The organism is Collinsella vaginalis, assembly GCF_900176655.1.
Lineage (GTDB): Bacteria > Actinomycetota > Coriobacteriia > Coriobacteriales > Coriobacteriaceae > Collinsella > Collinsella vaginalis.
This window is the reverse complement of sequence record NZ_LT838843.1, coordinates 892,469-914,041: the sequence shown is the minus strand read 5'-3', so window position 1 is coordinate 914,041 and position 21,573 is coordinate 892,469. Positions and strand designations below refer to the sequence as shown.

Below are 21,573 nucleotides of genomic sequence, written 5' to 3'. Positions count from 1 at the left end.
CGATTCAGCGGCAGCTCATGCGCCGCGACCGTATGAAAGATCGACACCGCAAGATCGGCCCCAGCAGCGCACCGCGGCCGCGGCTAGAAGCGGTAGATCGTGTCCTCACACCTCGAGGTGCGCCCTCAGCTCCTCGGCATCCGATGCGAGCTTCTCGCGGCAGTCCACTTGGGCGAGCCGGTAGCCGATATAATACGGCGAGGCCACCCAGCGGGGCGCGACCTTGCAAACGGTGCGGCCCTCCACGTGATAGAAGAAGAGGTTGTACGAGGTGCAGCGGCCGCCGTGATGGCGTTCGAGCACATAGGCCGCCGTCGCTCGGATCGCGTCGGCGAAGGCATCGCGCGCAACCGGCCCGGCATCGCATCGCATGCCGATGTTAACCTCGAAGAAGCCCATCACCGGGTCGTCTGAGACGCGTACGTCGACGCCTGCGCGCTCGCTCACGAGCATGCCGCCCAGGTTCTCGGGCCCGACGTTCGCATAGCCGTCCTCATGCAAGAGACCCACCACCTGCAGATGAGGGTGGTGCAGGCTCCCGCCCGAGAGCGGGCCGAAGTTCTTGTACATGAGCACGCTGCGAAACGACCCCGTGGCGATCATCGCATCCCAGCAGGCGAGCGCGAAGCGGATCACCGCACGGGCCTGCTCCCGCGGATAATTTGAGAGGTCCCCATCGTGATCTGCGGATTCGATGATGACAGTCTGGACCGTGTCGCGCAGGGTCCGGTACTTGTTCATGAGCCAGATGCGGTCCCCTTCGCGCAGGAGCACATCCGTGAGGGCGTCGGTGTCGCAAAATGGACAGTGGCCGGTCGGTCGCCTGTTGTCATCGGGCTTCCCCTGCGACGCCATGCTCTCGAAGATGAGGGGCATGGGCGATCATCCCTTGCGACGGCGCTTAAGGATGGCGAGGCCGCCGGAGACCTCGCGGTCCTGCCGTCGGGTCTCCTCATCCCCCAGCCACTGCATGGCACGGCCGGCGAATGAGGCGAGAACCTGTTGGAACAGGGTGCCGCACATCACCGGGAAGACCACCTCGCCAGGGAAGTACTGCGTGGCGATGACGGCGCCCGACGAGATGTTGCGCAGGCCGCAGTCGAAGCTCATGGTGACGAACGTCGCGAAGGGGCGGTTCAAGATCCGCGCGGCAAGCATGCCCCAGATGAAGCCCGTGGTGGCGAACAGGAGGATGAACACGGCGACCCCGACGCGCTCCCAGGTCAGATGCAGCACATGCTCGCTCATGGCTGTGGAGTTCGCGGTGATGATCACGAGCATGAGCACGCGGCAGGCGGGGGTGATGAGCGGGGAAAGCCTCTCGCGCCCCCATCCATGGGTGAGCTCGTTCAGGACCATGCCGGCAAGCGCCGGCAGCGCGATCATGAAGATCATGGAGCTCATCATGCCGACGGCGTCGATGGCCACGGCCTCGCCGAGCAGGAGGCTCAGCGTGAGGGGGATGCTGAACGGCGAGATCAGCGTTGAGACGAGGATGGTCGCAAGCGCAAGCGAGCCGTTGCCCCCGAAGATGCCGACCCACATGAAGCTCACGATACCGACGGGCACCGAGTATTCGAGGACGATGCCGGTGACGAGGTTGGTGTTGTCGGCGAAGAAGATCTGGGCTAAGGCGAAGGCGCCGAGCGGCATGAGAACGAGGGTGATCACGATGATGACGAGAAGGTCGACGGGATGCCGGAAGGTCTCGATGAGCTGGCCGAGGGTGTTGTTGAGCGAGCCTTGGAAGGTCATGAACGCGAAGATCGCGGGGACAAAGGGGCCTGCGGCGCCAAAGAACCGTGGGAAAAACACGCCGAGCAGCACGCACAGCGGGACGATGACGGGCATGCGCCCTGCGATCGCCTTGCCGAATTTCGTCCACTGCTCCATGGTCAAGCCCGCTCTCCTCGTCTTGCTCTGAATGCACGCGGCACCTATGGTCTGCCTGCGGGCGGTGCTCGTCAATGGCCAGCGGGCCGCGATACGGGCGTGAAACAGGGCGCGGGGCGCGGCGGCGGCACGCGAGCGAGGATGTCCTCTGTATGCAAGAGGTAGAGGGCTTTCAGCAGGATGTCCTCTGAATGCACGGTTTTTGAAGAGGTGCGACTCGGCCGATGCGCATACGCTCAGAGGTGGTCTGCGCTTTTGCTGACTAGCTAGCCATGAATAGCATGATGTCCCCTGAATGACCGTGCATCCAGAGGACATCTTGTTTTTCAGCACAAAAAACCGTGCATCCAGCGGACATCTTGTTCTTCATCGCCGAAAACCGTGCATCCAGGGGACATCGCGCTTTTCAGGCGCCGCGGGCGCTCTACTCCCCCAATCTGGCCGCCATAGGGCGCCCCACCCGCGGCGCCCCAACCGTTAAGGGAGGCCCTCGGCTGTCAAAGGAAGCCCCTTACCCGCCGAGGTAGGCGCGGCGGACGTCGTCGTTCACGAGGAGCTCGGCCCCGGTACCAGTGAGCGTGACCTTGCCGGTCTCCATCACGTAGGCGCGGGTAGCGATGGAGAGCGCCATCTGCGCGTTCTGCTCCACCAGCAGGATCGTCGAACCCGAGCGATGCAGGTCCTCGATGATCTGGAAGATCTGCTCAATCAGGATGGGCGCCAGCCCCATCGAGGGCTCGTCGAGCATCAGGAGCTTCGGATTGCTCATGAGCGCGCGTCCCATGGCGAGCATCTGCTGCTCACCGCCAGAGAGCGTTCCCGCCACTTGGCGGCGGCGCTCCTTCAGGCGCGGAAACGCGTCGTACACCCGCGCGATGCCCGGAGCCACGCTGGTCTTGGGCTGCGTGTAGGCCCCCATCTCGAGGTTCTCCTCAACGGACATCTCAAGGAAGACGCGGCGCCCCTCGGGCACCTGCGCGAGCCCGCGGCCTACGAGCTTGTCGGCCGGGGTGTGCATGATGTCGTCGCCCAAAAACGTGATGGAGCCGGTCTGACTGCGGAGGAGTCCGGACACGGTCTTCAGCGTCGTCGACTTGCCGGCGCCGTTCGCCCCGATCAGAGCCACGATCTCGCCCTCCCGCACGTCGAAGGAGACGCTCTTGATGGCGTGGATCGCCCCGTACCAGACGTTGATGTTGTAGACGGAGAGCATGGCCTCCGCGTTCGTCGCACGGTCCTCGTTACTCATCGGTGCCCGCCTCCTTCTGCTTGCCGAGGTACGCCTCGATGACGGTCTCGTTGCTCTGGATCTCCTCCGGTGTGCCCTTCGCGATGACGCGGCCGAAATTCAGCACGCAGATGCCCTCGCAGATGTTCATCACGAGGCTCATATCATGCTCGATGAGCATGATCGCGATCTGGAAGGTGTCGCGGATCTTGACGATGTTCTCCATGAGCTCCGCAGTCTCGGACGGGTTCATGCCCGCCGCGGGCTCGTCCAAGAGGAGGAGCCGCGGGTTCGTCGCGAGGGCGCGGACGATCTCGAGCCGGCGCTGGGCGCCGTAGGGCAGCGAGCCGGCCCGCTCCGAAGCAAGGCCTCCCATGTCGAAGATGTCGAGCAGCTCGTGGGCCCGCTCCTCGAACTCGCGCTCGCGGGCCCAGAACCGTGGGGCGCGGATGACGCCCTCGAAGGCGGAGTATGGCTCCTGGTTGTGCAGACCGACCTTGACGTTGTCGAGCACGCTCATGGAATCGAACAGGCGGATGTTCTGGAAGGTGCGGGCCACGCCCATGCGGTTCACCTGCGCCACGGATTTGCCGCTTGTATCCTGACCGTTGATGAGGATGGTGCCGTGCGTGGGCTGGTAGACCTTGGTGAGCAGGTTGAAGACGGTCGTCTTGCCGGCGCCGTTCGGGCCGATGAGGCCGGCGATCTCGGTCTTGCCGATGGTCAGGTTGAAATCGTCCACGGCCTTGAGACCGCCGAACTCGATCCCCAGGTGGATGCACTCGAGCGCGGGCGTGTGCTCAAGGTCGCGATCGGGCACGATGGCGCGGCTCGGGACCGGCACCATCCGCGCCCGCTGGAAGTTGAACTTATTCGCCATGGGCGACCGCCCCCTCTCGTTTCGGAAGCAGCTTGCCCAGGGTGAGCTTCAGCTGCGGGTTGTTGGTGAAGAGCATGACGAGAATCAGCACGATCGCGTAGACGAGCATGCGGTAGTCCGAGAACCCGCGCAGGGCCTCGGGCAGGATCGTCAGGAGCACGGCGGCGATGATGGAGCCGCGCATGTTGCCGAGGCCGCCGAGGACGACGAAGACCAGCACCAAAATCGAGGTGTTGAAATCGAACTTGGCGGGTGAGAGCTGCGAGAAGTTAGCTCCGTAGAGCGCACCCGCGGCACCGGCCAGGGCCGCCGAGACCACGAAGGCGATAAGGCGGTACTTGGTGATGGAGAGGCCGACGCTCTCCGCGGCGATCCGGTTGTCGCGCACGGCCATGATGGCGCGGCCGGCGCGGCTGCGCACCAGGTTGAGCACGACGGCGAGCGCGATCATCACGAGCACGAACCCGGCGGCGAAGGTCGCGATCTTCTCGGTGCCCGAAGCGCCCTGGGCGCCCTTGATGATGGCCACCCCGCCCTCAAGCAGGTGCAGGTCGTCGACGGTCTTGTCGCCGGCGACGTTGAAGATCACGTGCAGTCCGATCGCATCGGTGCCCACGATCAGGCAGTTCACGACCTCCTTGATGATCTCGCCGAAGGCGAGCGTCACAATGGCCAGGTAGTCGCCGCGCAGGCGCAGGACTGGGATGCCGATGAGGAAGCCCGCGACGGCCGCGAAGAGCGCGCCGACGACCATGGAAACCGCCAAGCGGATCCCGTCATCGGGGATGGCCGCGGAGAGGCTCATCGCGCAGACGACCCCGGAGAAGGCCCCTACGCTCATGAAGCCGGCATGGCCGAGCGAGAGGTCTCCGGCGACGCCGACCACGAGGTTCAGCGAGATCGCCATGACGACGTAGCAGGTGACGGGCACGAGCTGACCACTGAGCGACCGCGGGATCACGCCCTGGGAGGCGAGGAGTGACACGACGATGAAGGCTGCGACCACCAGGCCGTAGGTGAGGAAGTCGCGGCGCGTGACCTTATCGTTCAAGAATTTCATGGCTGCCACCTACACCTTCTCCGGCACGTACTTGCCAAGGAGCCCCGCGGGCTTCACCAGGAGCACGACGATCAGGACGGCGAAGACGATGGAGTTCGCCAGGCTCGAGGAGATGTACGCCTGCGCCATAGCCTCGATGATGCCGAGCAGGATGCCGCCGATGAAGGCGCCCGGGATCGACCCGATGCCGCCGAAGACGGCCGCGGTGAAGGCCTTGATACCGGGCATGGCGCCCGTGGTGGGCTGGAGCACCGGGGCGTAGCTGCACATGAGCACGCCGGCGAGCGCGGCCAGGGCCGAGCCGATCGCGAAGGTCATCGAGATCGTCCGGTTCACGTTGATACCCATGAGGCGGGCGGCGTCCTTGTCCTCGGAGACCGCGCGCATGGCCTTGCCCATCTTCGTGTGGCCAGTGAACCACATGAGGGCCGCCATGATCACCAGGCAGACGATGATGGTCGTGATGCTCACCGCCGAGACGTTGAGCGAGGCCAAGGGCTCGGGCACCGGGAAGCTCACGATGGCCGTGAAGTTCTTGGGCGTGGCGCCCCAGATGAGCTGCGCGGCGTTCTGCAGCAGGTAGGACACGCCGATGGCGGTGATGAGGACCGCGAGCGGGCCCGCCTGGCGCAGCGGCTTGTAGGCGAGCCCCTCGATGAGGACACCCAGGGCCGTGCAGGCGAGGATGGAGATGAGGACGGCGACCGGGGCCGGCAGCCCCAGGTAGCTCGTCGCGCAGAAGGAGACGTACGCGCCGACCATGATCACGTCGCCGTGGGCGAAGTTCAGCATCTTGGCGATGCCGTAGACCATGGTGTATCCGAGCGCGATGATGGCGTAGACGCTTCCCATCGAGAGGCCGTTGGCCAGGTACTGGAGGAAGACCGTCATGTATGCACCCCGCAATCTTGAAACCGTGTGTACATGCGAACGCAGGCAGGGGCGGAGCTCCGTCCCTGCCTGCTTGGAGTACGTCTGTGCAGGTGATTCACCTACGCCTTGACGTACTTGCCGTCCGTGATTACGTATGCCGTCGGGTCCTTCTCGACCTGGCCCTTGTCATTCCAGGAGAGCGTGCCCGTGAGGCCCTCCACCGTGATCTCGAGCATGGCGGCGGCCAGCTTGTCGCACGCGTCCTCGCGCGCGGTGTCCGCGGTGACGCCGACCTTCTTGATGGCCTCGGCCACCGCGTGGACGCCGTCGTAGGCATCGGCCGCGAACTGGTCGGGCGTCTCGCCGTAGGCGTCCTGGTAGGCCTTGACGAAATCGGCGCTCGCCGGGTCGTCGGCTGAGAACGGGGTCATGAGCAGCAGGCCCTCGGCATAGCTGGTGTCGAAGTTCTCCACGCCGAGGATACCGTCCATGCCGTCGCAGCCCATGAGGGTGACCTCGTAGCCCATGTCGTGCGCGTTGGTGAGGAGCACGGAGGCCGGAGTGTAGTAGATGGGCGCGAAGATGAAGGTCGCGCCGGCGGCCTGGGCCTTGGTGAGCTGGTTGTTGAAGCTCGAGGCGGAATCGTCCTTGAAGGCCTCCTCGCTCACGATCTGGAGCTTGGACGCCGAGGCCTGCTCCTTGAACGCGTTGTAGATGCCCGAGGAGTAGGCGTCACCGGAGTTGTAGATGACGGCGATCTTCTCGTCGGCGTATTTGTCGGCGAGGAAGAGGGCCGCGTTCTTGCCCTGGTTGGGGTCGGTGAAGCAGACCTGGAAGACGCAGTCCTTGCCGCTCGTGACGTCCTCGGAGGACGCGGACGGGGTGATCATGAAAGTGCGGTCGTCGTTGCAGGAGGCGGCCACGGAGACCGAGGGACCGGTCAGCGTGGGGCCGACGAGGGCCTGCATACCCCAGTCGACGAGCGTGTTGTAGGCGTTCACCGCAGTCTCGGCGTTGCCCGTTGAGTCCTCGCTGCGGTACTCGAACGAGAGGCCGTCGACCGAGAACTCCTTACAGCCGAGCTCGGCGCCGTTGGTGACGGAGAGGCCGTAGGATGCGGTGGCCCCCGTCTTCGGTCCGATGCTGCCGATCTTGATGGCCGAGCCCGAGCCCGCCGCGGATCCGCCGTCTGACGAGGCGCCGCCGCCGGAGCACCCGGCGAGAATGCCCGCAGCCCCCAGCCCGGCTACGCCCGCTACCAGGCTCCTGCGATTCATGGCAGGGTTCATGTTCAAAGACATACGGCTCTCCTTCCGTGTGCGCGCCGGGCATGAGCCCGGCTCCGAATATGGCAGCGCCCCATTCCATTTCGCACGTCTACGTGCGAAGAATTGATGCGGAGCGTTCGCACCAGCCTACTCGCTTTGCCATGGCAAAGCGAGGGCTTTTCGACAGGCAGGGGCGATATGCACGTCAAACGACGCGCCTTGACTGCGGCACCGGGGCGAGGCCACGCGCTCCACCAGCAGGTTTACCGCCTTTGACCACGTGTTACATCTCTGTTTCAGCGCGTTCCAGCCCTTCGTTACAATGAGGCCGGCAATGCAGCTACCCACACGGAAGGGGCCTCCTCATGAGCGGTGCGAAGCGGACGATCGGCATCGGAATCATCGGACTTGGCACGGTTGGGGGCGGCGTGGTGAGGCTCGTCCTCTCCCACCGCGACGAATACCGAGCCGCATACGGCATCGATCTCGATGTGGTCCGCGGTTGCTCCCGATCCTCCGCGCAGGCCGAGGCCACAGGGCTCGCGCCCGAGCGGTTTACAGCCGACTGGCGGGAGATCGTGAGCGACCCGGCCGTCGACATCGTCGTGGAGCTCATCGGCGGCGAGCATCCGGCGACCGAGATCTTCGAGGCGGCCTTCGCGGCCGGCAAGCACGTGGTGACGGCCAACAAGGCCCTCCTCGGCCGCCATATGGAGCGTCTTGCCGGGATCGCGGAAGCCGCGGGTGTCCAGCTCAAGTGCGAGGCAGCGGCGGGTGGCGGCATCCCCGTGGTGAACGCCCTCGAGCACGCGCTCACCGGCAACCGCATCCTCACGATCGCCGGCATCCTGAACGGGACCACCAACTACATCCTCTCGCGCATGGAGCGCGAGGGGGCGGGTTTTGAGGAGGTCCTCGCCGATGCCCAACGCCTGGGCTACGCCGAGGCGGACCCCACGGCCGATGTGGACGGTTTCGACGCCGCGAGCAAGACCGCGCTCCTCGCAAGCATCGGCTTCCATACGCGCGTGACCACCGATGACGTCTTCCAGGAGGGCATTCGCCGAATCAGCACCGACGATATCGCAGCCGCCCGCGAACTCGGCTATACGATCAAGCTGCTGGGGATCGCACGCGACACCGAGGCGGGTATCGAGGCTCGCGTGCACCCGGCCATGATTCCGGCCACCCACCAGCTGGCCGCCGTCTCAGATGCGATGAACGCCGTGTACGTGGTGGGCGACGCCGTGGGCGAGACGATGTTCTACGGGGCCGGCGCGGGGTCCTTCCCCACTGCGAGCGCCGTGGTGGGCGACATCCTCTCGCTCGCCGAACCGCTTGCCCGCGGTGAACAACCCCTGCCTGAGCCCACGCCCTACCGCGCTGTGCGCCCCGTGTTTCCGATCGATGTGCTCGAGAACAGCTTCTTCCTGCGGATCACGGCGAATGAGGAGGCAGGTGCCCTCGTACGCGCCGTGGAGATCCTCGCCCGCCATGACATCGGGATCACCTCGGCGCGAAGCCTGCCGGGAGCCGAAGACGAGGGCGGCACCATCGCGATCGTCACCAAACGGGCGCCGGAGCGTGCGTTGGCCGCCGCCGTTGAGGAGCTCTCTGGGGACGAAGCCGTTCGGGAGGTGGCGAACGTCATCCGCATCGAGGATGTGGACGCCTGGACCCAGGAGGTTGAGGAGAACTAGCTGGGTTTTGCCGGTGTCGCTCTTGCCGGACTGCTTTGACCAGAGTCGGTTATGCGCGCCCGCAGATGTTCCCTGGATGCACGGTCATTCAGAAGACATCCTGCAATACAGCCTCTCGTCCGAAATAAAACCGCAGGAATTTGAGGTAACCAACGCGCTCGGGAGACCAATGGCGGGCCGATTTCCATGCACTCAGGGGACATCCTGTATAACAACCCCCCTAAAACCGCGCATGCAGAGGACTTCCCGTAGGCGCCCGACAGATCCAGCCCACGAGGCCGCCCTCAAAGAACGAGAACGGTGCACGCGGAGGCTTTCGTCCTCCCCAACCCCACCGCCTGTGGTCGCGAAACATAAAACAGTGCACGTAGAGGACATCCTGCAGATGCCCAACAGGACCACGGGGCCGCCCTCAAAACCAGTGCATTCAGAGGACTTCCTGCGAACCGTGGGGCCCGTTCCTGCTAAGAGATCTTCGAGGTGTCCGCCTTTCCGGTTGTGAACCAGGAGTAGATGGCGCGGGAGTAATAGGCCCCGCCCAGATCTGACGGATGTGAATAATCACGCAGGAAGAAAGGGTCGTATTCGCGATCGGAGAAATCCGCGAACGAGACGCCCGCCTCGCTCATGGCCCCACGGATCATGTCGTAGTACTGTCGGCGCACGTCACAGGTGTAGATGGTCTGATCGTAGGCCGCGCCCTTGACGGGCTGGATCACCACGAGCGGCGTGATGCCCGCCTCATGGCAGACCTCGAGGAGCATCTTGAAGTCATCGAGCTCCTGCCGGCTGAAATACTCCCCATCGGCCTGTCGCCGCCAGCTCTTCTTCGCGCCCTTCTCCCAAGTCTTGAACTTCTTTTTATACCAATCGTCATAGAACCCAAGGTTGTTCCCTCCTGAGCGTGAGCGTGCATCTGCGAGGGCGGCGGCGAAAATGAAGGGCCAGTCAGGGTCCCCGGCAACGGTTTTGGGCTGAGCGGCCTCCTCTTCAGCCGTGAGGGGCGCGGTCACCGCGCGAAGCGGGGTCGTCTGCGCCCCCGGTGCCGCCGCAGGATCGGCTCCGGCCTCCTCGCGAAGGTCGGAGGAGAGACTCGCCGCGTAGCCGTCGACAGCCTCGACGAGGGCCCGTATCGGGGAGGAGCCGCTGCGGCGATCGATGCCGTACTCCGCCATGCGGTCTGTGATCCAGCCTTTGAGCTCGGTGGAGATATAGGGGTTCGTCATGAACGCCTGGTACGCGCCCTCGGAGAAAACGCCGGGAAACTCCTTTCCGGGGTTGCGGTACGAAAGGAACCACTGCATGCTCACGAAGAACACCATGCGGCGGTCGCGCACCTGGGGCGCCATCGCGCCCATCTCTATGGCAGCCCATAGATCAGCCGTGCCCGCGCGGCCCATGGTCATCATGTCGATGGCGTAGCGGCCGTTCGTGAGCAGAAGAGCCGGATGGGCTGGTCCCGCGAGATCAGGCGCGAGCTCCGAGGACCCGTAGATCAGCTTGGGATGCTCGCCGTTGCGCGTGCGGAACGCGAGGGTGTCCAGCATGTAGTCGAAGCTCGTCAGCTGCACCGCAGCGGGATAGGTCACGATGGACGTCTGGGAGCTGCGCGTCTGCTGGCTGGCGTGACGCGTGAAGAACCCGAGCGCCCCGGTCGAGAGCGCGAGGGCGGCCCCGACCACGACGGCTCGGCGGCCGATGCACGGAGAGGCGCCGATCTTGTCCACCTGCATCTCACCCATCCTAGAACTCCGCGGACACGGGGGCGGCGGGGGCCCCGTAGGGAGAGAGGATGAAGAACCAGGCGAGCACCGCCACCAGCGCGAGCGCGGCAGCGCCCCAGGCGAGGTCGGCTCCCCAGCTGCCCCCGAGAAACCAGGCGCGCACCCGGGCGGGAGCATCCGTGAGGCGCCGCACCCTATCTGATCTCAGGCCGCTCACAGGCGGATCTCGATCTGATGAATGATCTTGTTCACGGTGTTCATCTCATCGCGCTCGACCGCCGTCGGCGCGATGTCGACGCCGAAACGCTCCTCGATTGCAACGAGAACCTCGATCGCCGCCATCGAGTCGAGCAGCCCCGCCTCGAAGAGGTCGATGTCGCGCTCCTCGCGCACCGCCTCGTCGTCGCAGATCTCCTCGAGCATGGTGAGCACCTGCTCCTCGAGCTCTTCCCTATCCATCTATGGCTCCTTTCATGAGGTTGATGACGATGGTCTGGGCCTGCCCTGAGAACAGGGCGAATCCGATGAGCACCAGGTTCAGCGTGATGAACCAGCTGAGCACCAGATACCAGCGATCCTTCTTGTGCCGCTTGTGGAACGCCGAGCGCTTCTGGTAGACCTCGGTCGCCGCGAGCAGGATACCATGGTAGAGGCCGTAGGCGAGATAGCTCGCGGTGAGACCGTGCCAGGCCCCCATGAGCGTCATGTTCACCAGGTACCCCGCGCATGCAGTGGTGAGCCGGCTTTTGAACAGGCGCCGTTTGGTGGCCATGCGCACGAAGCGCATGAACACGAAGTCGCGCAGCCAGGTGGAGAGCGTGATATGCCACCTGTTCCAGAAGTCCTTGATATCGGTGGCCACGAAGGGGGCCCGGAAGTTCGCCGGGGTCCTCACACCGAAGCAGTAGCTCGCGCCCATCGCCATGTACGAGTACCCAGCGAAATCGAAGAAGAGGTAGAGGCCGTAGAGGTAGGCGCGGGCGACACCGCGCAGGCCGTGCGGCATCGCGATCGTGCTCACGTTCGGCAGGCCCGCATCGGGGGCCACCTGGTTCAGGCTGAGCAGGATGGTCGCAATCACCAGCTGCATCACCGCGCCCACAAGGAGCAGGATGATGCCGCGGGTCAGCAGGTCCAGGTACTCGCGGCGCTCAAGGCGCGCAGTCGCATCGGCGAGGAACCGGCGCGAGCGGTCGATGGGGCCTGAGGTGATGGTCGGAAAGAAGATCAGGAAGTAGAGGAAGTCGACGATACCGAGGTCCTCGATGAGGCCGTCGCGGATCTCTATCAGGACCTGCACCGAACGGAAGGTGAGGTACGAGATGCCGATGAAGCCGAGGATGCCCGGACCTGCGGCGACGCTCACCTTGTAGATGACCAGGGGCGCGAGGGTCGCGGCGAGACAGATGCGGTAGAGGGCGATGCTTTTCCGCCCGCTTCTCCATGAGGCGAGGGTGAACTGGACGCAGACGGTCGACACCGCGAGGAAGAGCAGGAAGGCGCCGAGAGCCCGCATCGAGCTCGAGTACAGGAAGGCGAGCATGACCACGGAGGCAGCGATGCCGTAGGGCTTGATGCGGTGCCCCGTGAGGCCGAGGGCCGCGGCGGGGACGATGGCGACGACGAGGGCGATGAAGAACGACGCGGACGAGTAGAACCCCATCGAGCCTACCCCCGGGTTTCCGCGAGGGCGCGGCGGTCGACCTTACCGTTGCCCGTCATGGGAAGAGCGTCGAGGAAGACGATCTTCTTGGGGATCATGTAATGCGGGAGCGAGGCCTTGAGCTCCTCTTTCAGGCGAAGGCCGAGGCGGAAGTCGGATTCGCCTGCAAGGCGCTCACCGTTGAAGACGATGTGCGCCACCAGGTGGTTGACGCGGCCGTCACGCATCGGCGCGGTGAGGGCCGCGGCATCGATGCCGGGCAGGCGACGCAGCTGCTCCTCGATCTCTCCGAGCTCGATGCGGAAGCCGTTGAGCTTGACCTGCAGGTCGAGCCTGCCGTGGTAATGGAGGAGCCCCTCATCGTCGAGGTAGCCCTCGTCACCGGTGCGGTATGCGCGCACGGTCGTGCCATCCTCCCATGTGACCCGTGAGAAGGAGTGGGCGGTGAGGTCGCTGCGGCCGAAGTACCCCCGGGCCACGGTGTCGCCCTCGATGACGATCTCGCCCGGTGCTCCGGCGGCGAGTGCGGTGCCGTCTCCATCCACAATGCGCAGGCGGGTCCCGGGACGCGGTCGGCCCACCGGCAGGGGTGCGGGTGCGGCGGCCATCTCGGGTGTGATCTCGATCTCGGTGACGGCGACCGTCGACTCCGTGGGTCCGTAGGTGTTCAAGATACGAGCGCCTGGGAAGCGCTCGTGCAGCCGCCGCGCCGTGGTGTTCGCCAAAGTCTCTCCGCAGAACAGGAAGAGTTTGACGCCGGTGAGCAGCGAGGAGGAGAACTCGGGGGCGGAGAGCATGAGGTCGGCGTATGAGGGGGTTGAGACCCACACGTCTATGTCGGATGCGGCGAGGGCGGCGAGCTGGCCCGCCATGCTCTGCTGGGTGCCGTGGGTGAGGCTCGCCAAGGTGCCGCCGGAGGCGAGCGCGCCGGCGATCTCGAAGACCGAGAGGTCGAAGGAGAACGGCGCCTGGTCAAGATAGACGAGGCCGGTCTTGTCGATACCACCGAGCGTGAGGTCCCAGGCGAGGAAGTTATCCAGGCAGGCGGCCGTGACCTCAACCCCTTTGGGCGCACCGGTGGATCCGGAGGTGAATAGGATGTAGCAGGTGTCCTCACCCGCTATGGCGCGATTGGCGGAAACGGATCCCCCGGCCTCGATCAGCGTTCGCAGGACCTCCCGCGAGAGCACGGTGCCGGATGTGGCGGCCGCGGCGGCCGGAAAGTCCTCCGTCGCGAGGACCGTGGGGCGGGGCAGCTGCGCGGCGATGCCGGCGGCGCGATCGGCGGGCACCGAATGACAGTCGATGGGCACGTACGGACGGCCGGCGCGCATGCAGGCGAGGAAGCCCGTGATCATGAGCGGGGACTTATGGCCGTACACGATCACCGGGGCCGTGCGGGCGCACGACGCGGGGACTTCGGACGCCAGGTGCCGGGCGATAGCGCCTGAGCGCTCCCACAACTCCCCGTAGGTGATCTCCTCGCCATCCGAAGTGCGCTGCGCCGCAGCAGCAGGGGTTGCGGCGGCGTGGGTGGCGACGAGGTCGATGAATCTCATAAAAGGGTCCTCCGGAAGCGTGCAGGTGAAAACACGGCTCCCTATGGTATGCGTTCCTGCTCTGGCCGCAGCCCGTAAACGGGCACCCTGACATAAGCGTAAGAAAAGCGTAAGGATACCTTCAGAATGCTGGATGCGCTGACGCCCCCCGCGGGCGCAGAAGCGCTCCGGAGGTATAGGTTGCGGCATGGCGATCAAGCTGCTCACCGCCGGTGCCCCGCCCGATCTCCCCTCCGTGTGCTCAGAAGACGGAAAGACGGGGATGGCACGGGGACTATGGAGGGTCTGCGGGGAGCGTGTGCTCGGATCATGATCGAGGCCCACGCGGACACCGTGGCGGTGGCGACGCAGTCCATGGGCAGCGTCTCCCCTGATGTGTCTCGATAGCGCCGAGCGATGACGCCGCCCTGCCACCCCTTGCCGACGGTGCGGGCAGCGGCGCCGACACCCGCTCACATACGGTAGGTGACCACCTCGGGCTGCGTGGGATCGTCCCGGTCCGGAACTTCGACGCGCACGAACTTGAGGGTGACCTTCGAGACGCCGGCGCGCCGCAGGACACCGGCGTAGATCTCGGCCTGGAGGCGGTGCTTCTCCCTGAGCTCATCGGGCGCTTCCCCAGATGAACCACCTGTTTTGTAATCGACCACGAGCGCATGCGTGGGGTCAGCCGGATCGGTGGCCAGCAGGTCTATGGCCCCTTCGACGAAGGACCCGAAACGGGAGAGCGACTCGGAGCCCTGTGTGTAGAAGGGGACCTCGGCACGCAGGCGAGGCCAGGCACGAGCCTCGGCGCGCACAGAGGACGCCTCCCACCGCGTGATCGCACCTTGCAGGCGCTGGCGTTGACCCGNCCTCGCCGGTGAGATCCCGATCGGGATTGAACGCGAGTTTGGCCGCCGACCCCGTTGGCGACCCCTCCAGGGCGAGTATGCAGACCTCTCGCGCGCGCGTCATGGCGACGTAGAGCAGGCGGGCGCGCTCTTCAAGCGCAAGGCGATCCTCCTCGGCGCGCATCTCGAGCCATGCGGCCGCCGCCGAACCGGTTGCGGAGACCTCATCGACCTGCTCCGCTGAGAGCCAGGGGGTCTGTCCGCCGAGGAACTTGGCGAAGCGCTTCTTGACCTCCTCTCCCGGGAGCATCTCCCCCTCTGCCAGCGGCACATCGGGGTAGGTTGCGGGCAGCGCCGCGATCATGACGCCGTCCTCCCCGCGCTTCGCCTGGAGCCTGTCGGCCGTGGCCCGGATCCGGTAGCACTCGGCGACGGCGACCACGGGGAACTCCAGGCCCTTGCTCATGTGGACCGTCATGATGCGCACGGCACCGGAGCCCTCCTCGTTCAAGGCACCCGGAGCCTGCTTCGACCTGAGGAAGCGCTCGAAGGCCAGGGCTATGAGGCGGGGGGACCGGCCGCACTCTGCCTCGGCCTCCTCGAGGGCGTCAAGCGCCTTCAGCACGTTTGCCGCCTGAGCGCGCCCCTCGGCGCCGCGGGCGGCGAGGCGAACGAACAGACCCGACTCGTTCACCACGTCGCGGGCGATCTCGGCGAAGGGATCGCGACCGACGCGCGCGAGGGCCCGCCTCAGGACGGTACGGGCCCGATCCAGCAGGGGCAGAGGTCCGAAGCCCGGTGCGTCCTCATCTGCCATGAGGCCGATCTCGATGCGTCGGCGGCTCGTCTCCCCCGTCTCGGGATCGTAGGTGGTGGCGAGGGCGAGGAGCTCCTCGGCACCGAGGGCGAACAGTGGAGACGCAAGCAGGGGCGCCAAACCGGACGCCGCATCGGCCGGATTCGCGAGCGTGCGGGCGAGGGCGAGGATGGCTTTGGTCTCGGGGAGGCTCGCGAAGACGGAGCCACCCGCGATCACGCAGTCAAGTCCCTGGGCTCGTATGGCGTCGGCGTAGACGTCGGCATTGCTCATGCGCCCGAGCAGCACCACCATGCCGCCGACCGGCTGTCCGGCGTCGGCGAGCGAGCGGAACCGGCGGGCGATCCCCTCCGCCGCCGCCCTTGTGCGGTCCTCCGACCCTCCCACCGCGAGGATTGCCTGTCGGCGCGAGGCCGTGGCGGCAACGAGGCCGTCGCGGCGCCCCTCGTGCGGATCGAGGTTCAGGAAGCCCGGCATGATGCCGCCGTCCGCATCATCGAAGACCCGGGCGACGTACTCGAGGATCTGGGCGTGGCTGCGGAAGTTCTTGACGAGCTTGACGACGCGCCCCGCCCCCGCGTCCGCGGTCTCTATGCGTCGCTGCTGGCGGCGGAAGACCTCGACCTCGGCGCCGCGGAACCGGTAGATGGACTGCTGGGCGTCGCCGACGGTGCAGAGCGCGCGGCCGCCGGCACCGGTGAGGAAGCCGATGAGATCGACCTGCTGCTGGTCGGTGTCTTGAAACTCGTCGATCATGACAAGCTTGAACCGGCCCGCGTACGCCGCGCGGATCTCGCTGTGGTCGCGCAGGGCCTCGTAGGCGAGGCGGAGGAGGTCGTCGTTGTCGAGCAGGGACTGCTCGCGTTTGAGCGCGGCATAGCGTGAGACGACGCGTTGGGTGAGCTCCATGAGCTGCTCGAGCGCAGGCGAGGCGGCGAGATAGGCGTTGACGGAGGCGTCGGCGACCTCGGCCTTGAGCCAGGCCACGCTCTCCGCCGGGAAGCCCTTGCTCGCCCGCGGGGCGTCGAGGGCCATCAGGCAGGTCAGGAGATCGGCCTGGGTGCGGGAAGACCCCTGTTCGTAGGCATCGATCGCCGCAAGCGCGGCCTGCGCGATGCCCACCCCCTTTCCGTTGCCGTTCTCGAGCAGGGCCTGATAGGCATCGCGGACGCCCGAGAGATCGATGGAGCCCCGATGGAGCTTGAGGTCCGCAAGGCCGTGGGGAGCCGACGAGGCCAGCGTGAGCAGCCGTTCCACCAGGGAGCGCACGCTCGTGCCGCGCGACATTTCGCCTGAGGAGAGGCGGTACCAGGAGAGGAGCTCGCCGTAGTCCTCCCCCGCCTCGGCCAGGGCCGCGTCCACCGCGGCGGCGCGGAGATCGTCGGTGTCGGTGAGCACGCCGAACTCGGGGTCCAGGCCGAGCTCCAGCGCATGGGCCCGCAGAATGCGCGCGCACATGCCGTGGATCGTGGAGATCCACGCGTCATCGACCGAGAGGGCCTCGCGGTCCATACCCTCCGCGATAAGGGCCGCCCGAACACGCTCTCGAATCTCAGCGGCGGCGTCACGGGTGAAGGTGATGGCCATGACCTCGTCCATGCCGGCGGCGAAGGGGCCCGACTCCTCGGAGAGGGCCCAGAGGATGCGCCGTGTGAGGGTGAAGGTCTTGCCTGAGCCCGCTCCGGCCGAGACGAACAGGGGCCGGTCAAGGGTCTTGACGATATCGCGCTGCTGGGGCATGAGGGTCGAGAGGTCCATTTACGCATCCCTCCGGGTGAATCCGAGCTCATGGTTGTAGGCGCATGACCGGGCCTCGTCCGCAACTGCATGGATGTCCCCGGCTTCGAGCGCGTCAAGACGCTGCGAGATGACGGCCTCCACGCGATCGAGCAGGTCGTCGAAGGTGAGGGTGCCGCCCGCCTCCTCATCGGGGAAGCCGGCCTTGATGCCGGGGGCGTGCCCATCGCCCTGCTCGAACTCGACGAGCTCGGCGGAGACGGCCCCTTGGAACGCGGGGGATGCGTCCTTGGTGATGAAATAGAGGGCGGCGCGTGGGTTGATGCCGAGATCCGCATGGCGAAGCGCCTGGGCGTAAATGAGCGTCTGCGTGTGCGCTGGCAGCCAATCGGGATCGTCAGCGGGCACCAACCCCGTCCGGCGATCGGGCACCGTGGGATCGATGAGCCTGAACGCGCCCGCGCCGGAGCGGTGTTTGTAGTCGATCACAACGCCCCGACCGGCCTCGTCGACATCGACGCGGTCGATGCGTCCGCCGAGCGGGCGGCCCGCGTAGCGCACCCCGAGCTCGTTGAAGGAGAACTCGAGGCGGCTCGGGGAGAAGGCGGTGAGCGCCGGGGCCTCCGCGCGCACGACGCGCCTGATCTGCGGCAGAAGCCTGTCCCGCTCGAGGCGCTCGGCGGCGGAGAGCGGCACGAGAGCCGCGGAGCTCGCCGTCTTGCCTCGGGCGTGCTCGTCGGCAACTACGCGGAAGACCTTCTCGAGCGTCTCCAGCGCCACCCCGAGATTTTGAGGCGTCACGCGTTTGAGGCCGTTCTCGATGAGGGCGGTATGCAGACGGTAGAGGACATCGTGCACGAAGTTGCCCATCTCGATGCCGCCGAATCCGGCGTCGATGCCGGCCGGCCGGATGCGGTTCGAGACGAACCAGCACAGGGGGCAGGTGAGATAGGCCTCGATCTGGGACGCCGAGAGCTGACGGGGCTCGAGCGGGGCATCGGGGTTCTCCGGATCGCGCTGGCGAAGCACAAGGTAGGGCAGGGAGCCGGAGGAGAGGGCCTGGGGCGGCAGGCAGGTGACCCGATTGGTTTCGAGCCCCCGCGCGGCCGCCGGGTCGAGATCGGCTGCGATATCGCCCTCCCCCACCGCGGCCGTTGGCGGGTCGGCGAGACGAGCGCGGAGCTCCGTCCAGATGGNCGAGTGCGGTGCCGTCTCCATCCACAATGCGCAGGCGGGTCCCGGGACGCGGTCGGCCCACCGGCAGGGGTGCGGGTGCGGCGGCCATCTCGGGTGTGATCTCGATCTCGGTGACGGCGACCGTCGACTCCGTGGGTCCGTAGGTGTTCAAGATACGAGCGCCTGGGAAGCGCTCGTGCAGCCGCCGCGCCGTGGTGTTCGCCAAAGTCTCTCCGCAGAACAGGAAGAGTTTGACGCCGGTGAGCAGCGAGGAGGAGAACTCGGGGGCGGAGAGCATGAGGTCGGCGTATGAGGGGGTTGAGACCCACACGTCTATGTCGGATGCGGCGAGGGCGGCGAGCTGGCCCGCCATGCTCTGCTGGGTGCCGTGGGTGAGGCTCGCCAAGGTGCCGCCGGAGGCGAGCGCGCCGGCGATCTCGAAGACCGAGAGGTCGAAGGAGAACGGCGCCTGGTCAAGATAGACGAGGCCGGTCTTGTCGATACCACCGAGCGTGAGGTCCCAGGCGAGGAAGTTATCCAGGCAGGCGGCCGTGACCTCAACCCCTTTGGGCGCACCGGTGGATCCGGAGGTGAATAGGATGTAGCAGNTCGGCGTTTTCAGCCGCGATGCGGTCGGACATCCTGGCCTCATCGCGCTCAAGCCGATCCTCGCCCGCAGCGGCATACGCCGCAGCGACCGAGGTGTAGCTGTAGGAGTCCCGGACACGGGTGGCGGGGACGAGGAAGACCGCAACAGAGGCGGGCCGAACAAGGGTGAGGCTGTCTGGGGGCTCCTCCTGCGGGGTGCCAGCACCTGAGGCGGCGGTCATCCCCGCCGGCGCGGGCTCCGTCGCGTTCGCCTGGTATACCTGGTCCCCATAGGTGAAATCTGAGAGGGAGATGAGCTCGAAGTCCCCGGGGACGGAGCTGTCGAAGCAGAGGCGATCGACGTCGAGCGACGCTCCCCCGCCGGGCAGGATGCGGCGCAGAACCTCGCCGGTGAGATCCCGATCGGGATTGAACGCGAGTTTGGCCGCCGACCCCGTTGGCGACCCCTCCAGGGCGAGTATGCAGACCTCTCGCGCGCGCGTCATGGCGACGTAGAGCAGGCGGGCGCGCTCTTCAAGCGCAAGGCGATCCTCCTCGGCGCGCATCTCGAGCCATGCGGCCGCCGCCGAACCGGTTGCGGAGACCTCATCGACCTGCTCCGCTGAGAGCCAGGGGGTCTGTCCGCCGAGGAACTTGGCGAAGCGCTTCTTGACCTCCTCTCCCGGGAGCATCTCCCCCTCTGCCAGCGGCACATCGGGGTAGGTTGCGGGCAGCGCCGCGATCATGACGCCGTCCTCCCCGCGCTTCGCCTGGAGCCTGTCGGCCGTGGCCCGGATCCGGTAGCACTCGGCGACGGCGACCACGGGGAACTCCAGGCCCTTGCTCATGTGGACCGTCATGATGCGCACGGCACCGGAGCCCTCCTCGTTCAAGGCACCCGGAGCCTGCTTCGACCTGAGGAAGCGCTCGAAGGCCAGGGCTATGAGGCGGGGGGACCGGCCGCACTCTGCCTCGGCCTCCTCGAGGGCGTCAAGCGCCTTCAGCACGTTTGCCGCCTGAGCGCGCCCCTCGGCGCCGCGGGCGGCGAGGCGAACGAACAGACCCGACTCGTTCACCACGTCGCGGGCGATCTCGGCGAAGGGATCGCGACCGACGCGCGCGAGGGCCCGCCTCAGGACGGTACGGGCCCGATCCAGCAGGGGCAGAGGTCCGAAGCCCGGTGCGTCCTCATCTGCCATGAGGCCGATCTCGATGCGTCGGCGGCTCGTCTCCCCCGTCTCGGGATCGTAGGTGGTGGCGAGGGCGAGGAGCTCCTCGGCACCGAGGGCGAACAGTGGAGACGCAAGCAGGGGCGCCAAACCGGACGCCGCATCGGCCGGATTCGCGAGCGTGCGGGCGAGGGCGAGGATGGCTTTGGTCTCGGGGAGGCTCGCGAAGACGGAGCCACCCGCGATCACGCAGTCAAGTCCCTGGGCTCGTATGGCGTCGGCGTAGACGTCGGCATTGCTCATGCGCCCGAGCAGCACCACCATGCCGCCGACCGGCTGTCCGGCGTCGGCGAGCGAGCGGAACCGGCGGGCGATCCCCTCCGCCGCCGCCCTTGTGCGGTCCTCCGACCCTCCCACCGCGAGGATTGCCTGTCGGCGCGAGGCCGTGGCGGCAACGAGGCCGTCGCGGCGCCCCTCGTGCGGATCGAGGTTCAGGAAGCCCGGCATGATGCCGCCGTCCGCATCATCGAAGACCCGGGCGACGTACTCGAGGATCTGGGCGTGGCTGCGGAAGTTCTTGACGAGCTTGACGACGCGCCCCGCCCCCGCGTCCGCGGTCTCTATGCGTCGCTGCTGGCGGCGGAAGACCTCGACCTCGGCGCCGCGGAACCGGTAGATGGACTGCTGGGCGTCGCCGACGGTGCAGAGCGCGCGGCCGCCGGCACCGGTGAGGAAGCCGATGAGATCGACCTGCTGCTGGTCGGTGTCTTGAAACTCGTCGATCATGACAAGCTTGAACCGGCCCGCGTACGCCGCGCGGATCTCGCTGTGGTCGCGCAGGGCCTCGTAGGCGAGGCGGAGGAGGTCGTCGTTGTCGAGCAGGGACTGCTCGCGTTTGAGCGCGGCATAGCGTGAGACGACGCGTTGGGTGAGCTCCATGAGCTGCTCGAGCGCAGGCGAGGCGGCGAGATAGGCGTTGACGGAGGCGTCGGCGACCTCGGCCTTGAGCCAGGCCACGCTCTCCGCCGGGAAGCCCTTGCTCGCCCGCGGGGCGTCGAGGGCCATCAGGCAGGTCAGGAGATCGGCCTGGGTGCGGGAAGACCCCTGTTCGTAGGCATCGATCGCCGCAAGCGCGGCCTGCGCGATGCCCACCCCCTTTCCGTTGCCGTTCTCGAGCAGGGCCTGATAGGCATCGCGGACGCCCGAGAGATCGATGGAGCCCCGATGGAGCTTGAGGTCCGCAAGGCCGTGGGGAGCCGACGAGGCCAGCGTGAGCAGCCGTTCCACCAGGGAGCGCACGCTCGTGCCGCGCGACATTTCGCCTGAGGAGAGGCGGTACCAGGAGAGGAGCTCGCCGTAGTCCTCCCCCGCCTCGGCCAGGGCCGCGTCCACCGCGGCGGCGCGG

General features: G+C 66.6%; 17 protein-coding genes and 1 pseudogene. 1 reads left to right on the top strand and 17 read right to left on the bottom strand.

Translation table 11 applies throughout. The features are described from left to right. Positions 1-105: 105 nt before the first annotated feature. The 7 genes from CAP13_RS05940 to CAP13_RS05910 form a co-directional block, all read right to left on the bottom strand. Positions 106-876 (bottom strand): DUF4931 domain-containing protein, encoded by a 771-nt coding sequence (locus tag CAP13_RS05940; protein ID WP_085830648.1) that lies wholly within the window; start codon positions 874-876, stop codon positions 106-108. A gap of 6 nt (positions 877-882) precedes the next feature. Further along, on the bottom strand, positions 883-1,893 hold the full coding sequence (locus tag CAP13_RS05935; protein ID WP_085830647.1) for a bile acid:sodium symporter family protein: 1,011 nt from the start codon (positions 1,891-1,893) through the stop codon (positions 883-885). Between the two features lie 511 nt (positions 1,894-2,404). After that, entirely contained in the window at positions 2,405-3,106 is a 702-nt protein-coding gene (locus CAP13_RS05930; protein ID WP_085830773.1) for an ABC transporter ATP-binding protein, read from the bottom strand. A 28-nt stretch (positions 3,107-3,134) separates the two neighbouring features. Next, complete coding sequence (locus CAP13_RS05925; RefSeq protein ID WP_085830646.1) at positions 3,135-4,001, bottom strand: ABC transporter ATP-binding protein; 867 nt, start codon at positions 3,999-4,001, stop codon at positions 3,135-3,137. Next, a complete protein-coding gene (locus CAP13_RS05920; protein ID WP_085830772.1) occupies positions 3,991-5,061 on the bottom strand; it encodes a branched-chain amino acid ABC transporter permease in 1,071 nt (356 codons plus the stop codon). Before CAP13_RS05920 ends, CAP13_RS05925 begins: the two co-directional genes overlap by 11 nt. Before the next feature lie 9 nt (positions 5,062-5,070). Then, the gene (locus CAP13_RS05915) at positions 5,071-5,952 is read right to left on the bottom strand and encodes a branched-chain amino acid ABC transporter permease (protein WP_085830645.1); all 882 of its coding nucleotides are present in this window, start codon (positions 5,950-5,952) and stop codon (positions 5,071-5,073) included. 101 nt (positions 5,953-6,053) lie between these two features. Then, positions 6,054-7,235 (bottom strand): ABC transporter substrate-binding protein, encoded by a 1,182-nt coding sequence (locus tag CAP13_RS05910; RefSeq protein WP_085830644.1) that lies wholly within the window; start codon positions 7,233-7,235, stop codon positions 6,054-6,056. A gap of 332 nt (positions 7,236-7,567) precedes the next feature. Between CAP13_RS05910 and CAP13_RS05905 the strand changes: the two genes are divergently transcribed. Continuing rightward, the gene (locus CAP13_RS05905) at positions 7,568-8,902 is read left to right on the top strand and encodes a homoserine dehydrogenase (RefSeq protein ID WP_085830643.1); all 1,335 of its coding nucleotides are present in this window, start codon (positions 7,568-7,570) and stop codon (positions 8,900-8,902) included. Between the two features lie 464 nt (positions 8,903-9,366). Here CAP13_RS05905 and dltD read toward each other — a convergent pair whose 3' ends face one another. From dltD to CAP13_RS05860, 10 genes and pseudogenes are all read right to left on the bottom strand, one after another. Further along, positions 9,367-10,644, bottom strand: a complete 1,278-nt coding sequence (dltD, locus tag CAP13_RS05900; protein WP_085830642.1) for a D-alanyl-lipoteichoic acid biosynthesis protein DltD — start codon at positions 10,642-10,644, stop codon at positions 9,367-9,369. Position 10,645: 1 nt separating this feature from the next. Beyond that, positions 10,646-10,843, bottom strand: coding sequence for a hypothetical protein (locus CAP13_RS09935; RefSeq protein ID WP_179184956.1), 198 nt, complete (start codon positions 10,841-10,843; stop codon positions 10,646-10,648). Then, entirely contained in the window at positions 10,840-11,085 is a 246-nt protein-coding gene (dltC, locus tag CAP13_RS05895) for a D-alanine--poly(phosphoribitol) ligase subunit DltC (protein WP_085830641.1), read from the bottom strand. Before dltC ends, CAP13_RS09935 begins: the two co-directional genes overlap by 4 nt. After that, complete coding sequence (gene dltB, locus CAP13_RS05890; protein ID WP_085830640.1) at positions 11,078-12,289, bottom strand: D-alanyl-lipoteichoic acid biosynthesis protein DltB; 1,212 nt, start codon at positions 12,287-12,289, stop codon at positions 11,078-11,080. The genes dltC and dltB overlap by 8 nt, the downstream gene beginning before the upstream one ends. Positions 12,290-12,294: 5 nt before the next feature. Next, complete coding sequence (gene dltA, locus CAP13_RS05885) at positions 12,295-13,848, bottom strand: D-alanine--poly(phosphoribitol) ligase subunit DltA (protein WP_085830639.1); 1,554 nt, start codon at positions 13,846-13,848, stop codon at positions 12,295-12,297. Positions 13,849-14,300: 452 nt separating this feature from the next. Next, positions 14,301-14,618 (bottom strand): PD-(D/E)XK nuclease family protein, encoded by a 318-nt coding sequence (locus CAP13_RS10285; protein WP_245798936.1) that lies wholly within the window; start codon positions 14,616-14,618, stop codon positions 14,301-14,303. Then, positions 14,515-17,238 (bottom strand): UvrD-helicase domain-containing protein, encoded by a 2,724-nt coding sequence (locus CAP13_RS05875; protein WP_425429838.1) that lies wholly within the window; start codon positions 17,236-17,238, stop codon positions 14,515-14,517. Before CAP13_RS05875 ends, CAP13_RS10285 begins: the two co-directional genes overlap by 104 nt. A gap of 18 nt (positions 17,239-17,256) precedes the next feature. Next, positions 17,257-18,453 carry a PD-(D/E)XK nuclease family protein gene (locus CAP13_RS05870; protein ID WP_085830637.1) on the bottom strand — a complete coding sequence of 399 codons (1,197 nt, stop codon included), beginning with the start codon at positions 18,451-18,453 and terminating at the stop codon, positions 17,257-17,259. A 49-nt stretch (positions 18,454-18,502) separates the two neighbouring features. Beyond that, positions 18,503-19,063: pseudogene (locus CAP13_RS10280) on the bottom strand (AMP-binding protein); the annotation flags it as partial. Continuing rightward, entirely contained in the window at positions 18,969-21,233 is a 2,265-nt protein-coding gene (locus CAP13_RS05860) for a UvrD-helicase domain-containing protein (RefSeq protein ID WP_425429837.1), read from the bottom strand. The gene CAP13_RS05860 and the pseudogene CAP13_RS10280, both read right to left, overlap by 95 nt. Positions 21,234-21,573 lie beyond the last annotated feature (340 nt).

Bases quoted from the DNA above. Each gene is read 5' to 3' on its own strand.
- CAP13_RS05940 (WP_085830648.1), bottom strand. From the start codon at position 876: ATGCCCCTCATCTTCGAGAGCATGGCGTCGCAGGGGAAGCCCGATGAC.
- CAP13_RS05935 (WP_085830647.1), bottom strand. From the start codon at position 1,893: ATGGAGCAGTGGACGAAATTCGGCAAGGCGATCGCAGGGCGCATGCCC.
- CAP13_RS05930 (WP_085830773.1), bottom strand. From the start codon at position 3,106: ATGCTCTCCGTCTACAACATCAACGTCTGGTACGGGGCGATCCACGCC.
- CAP13_RS05925 (WP_085830646.1), bottom strand. From the start codon at position 4,001: ATGGCGAATAAGTTCAACTTCCAGCGGGCGCGGATGGTGCCGGTCCCG.
- CAP13_RS05920 (WP_085830772.1), bottom strand. From the start codon at position 5,061: ATGAAATTCTTGAACGATAAGGTCACGCGCCGCGACTTCCTCACCTAC.
- CAP13_RS05915 (WP_085830645.1), bottom strand. From the start codon at position 5,952: ATGACGGTCTTCCTCCAGTACCTGGCCAACGGCCTCTCGATGGGAAGC.
- CAP13_RS05910 (WP_085830644.1), bottom strand. From the start codon at position 7,235: ATGTCTTTGAACATGAACCCTGCCATGAATCGCAGGAGCCTGGTAGCG.
- CAP13_RS05905 (WP_085830643.1), top strand. From the start codon at position 7,568: ATGAGCGGTGCGAAGCGGACGATCGGCATCGGAATCATCGGACTTGGC.
- dltD (WP_085830642.1), bottom strand. From the start codon at position 10,644: ATGGGTGAGATGCAGGTGGACAAGATCGGCGCCTCTCCGTGCATCGGC.
- dltC (WP_085830641.1), bottom strand. From the start codon at position 11,085: ATGGATAGGGAAGAGCTCGAGGAGCAGGTGCTCACCATGCTCGAGGAG.
- dltB (WP_085830640.1), bottom strand. From the start codon at position 12,289: ATGGGGTTCTACTCGTCCGCGTCGTTCTTCATCGCCCTCGTCGTCGCC.
- dltA (WP_085830639.1), bottom strand. From the start codon at position 13,848: ATGAGATTCATCGACCTCGTCGCCACCCACGCCGCCGCAACCCCTGCT.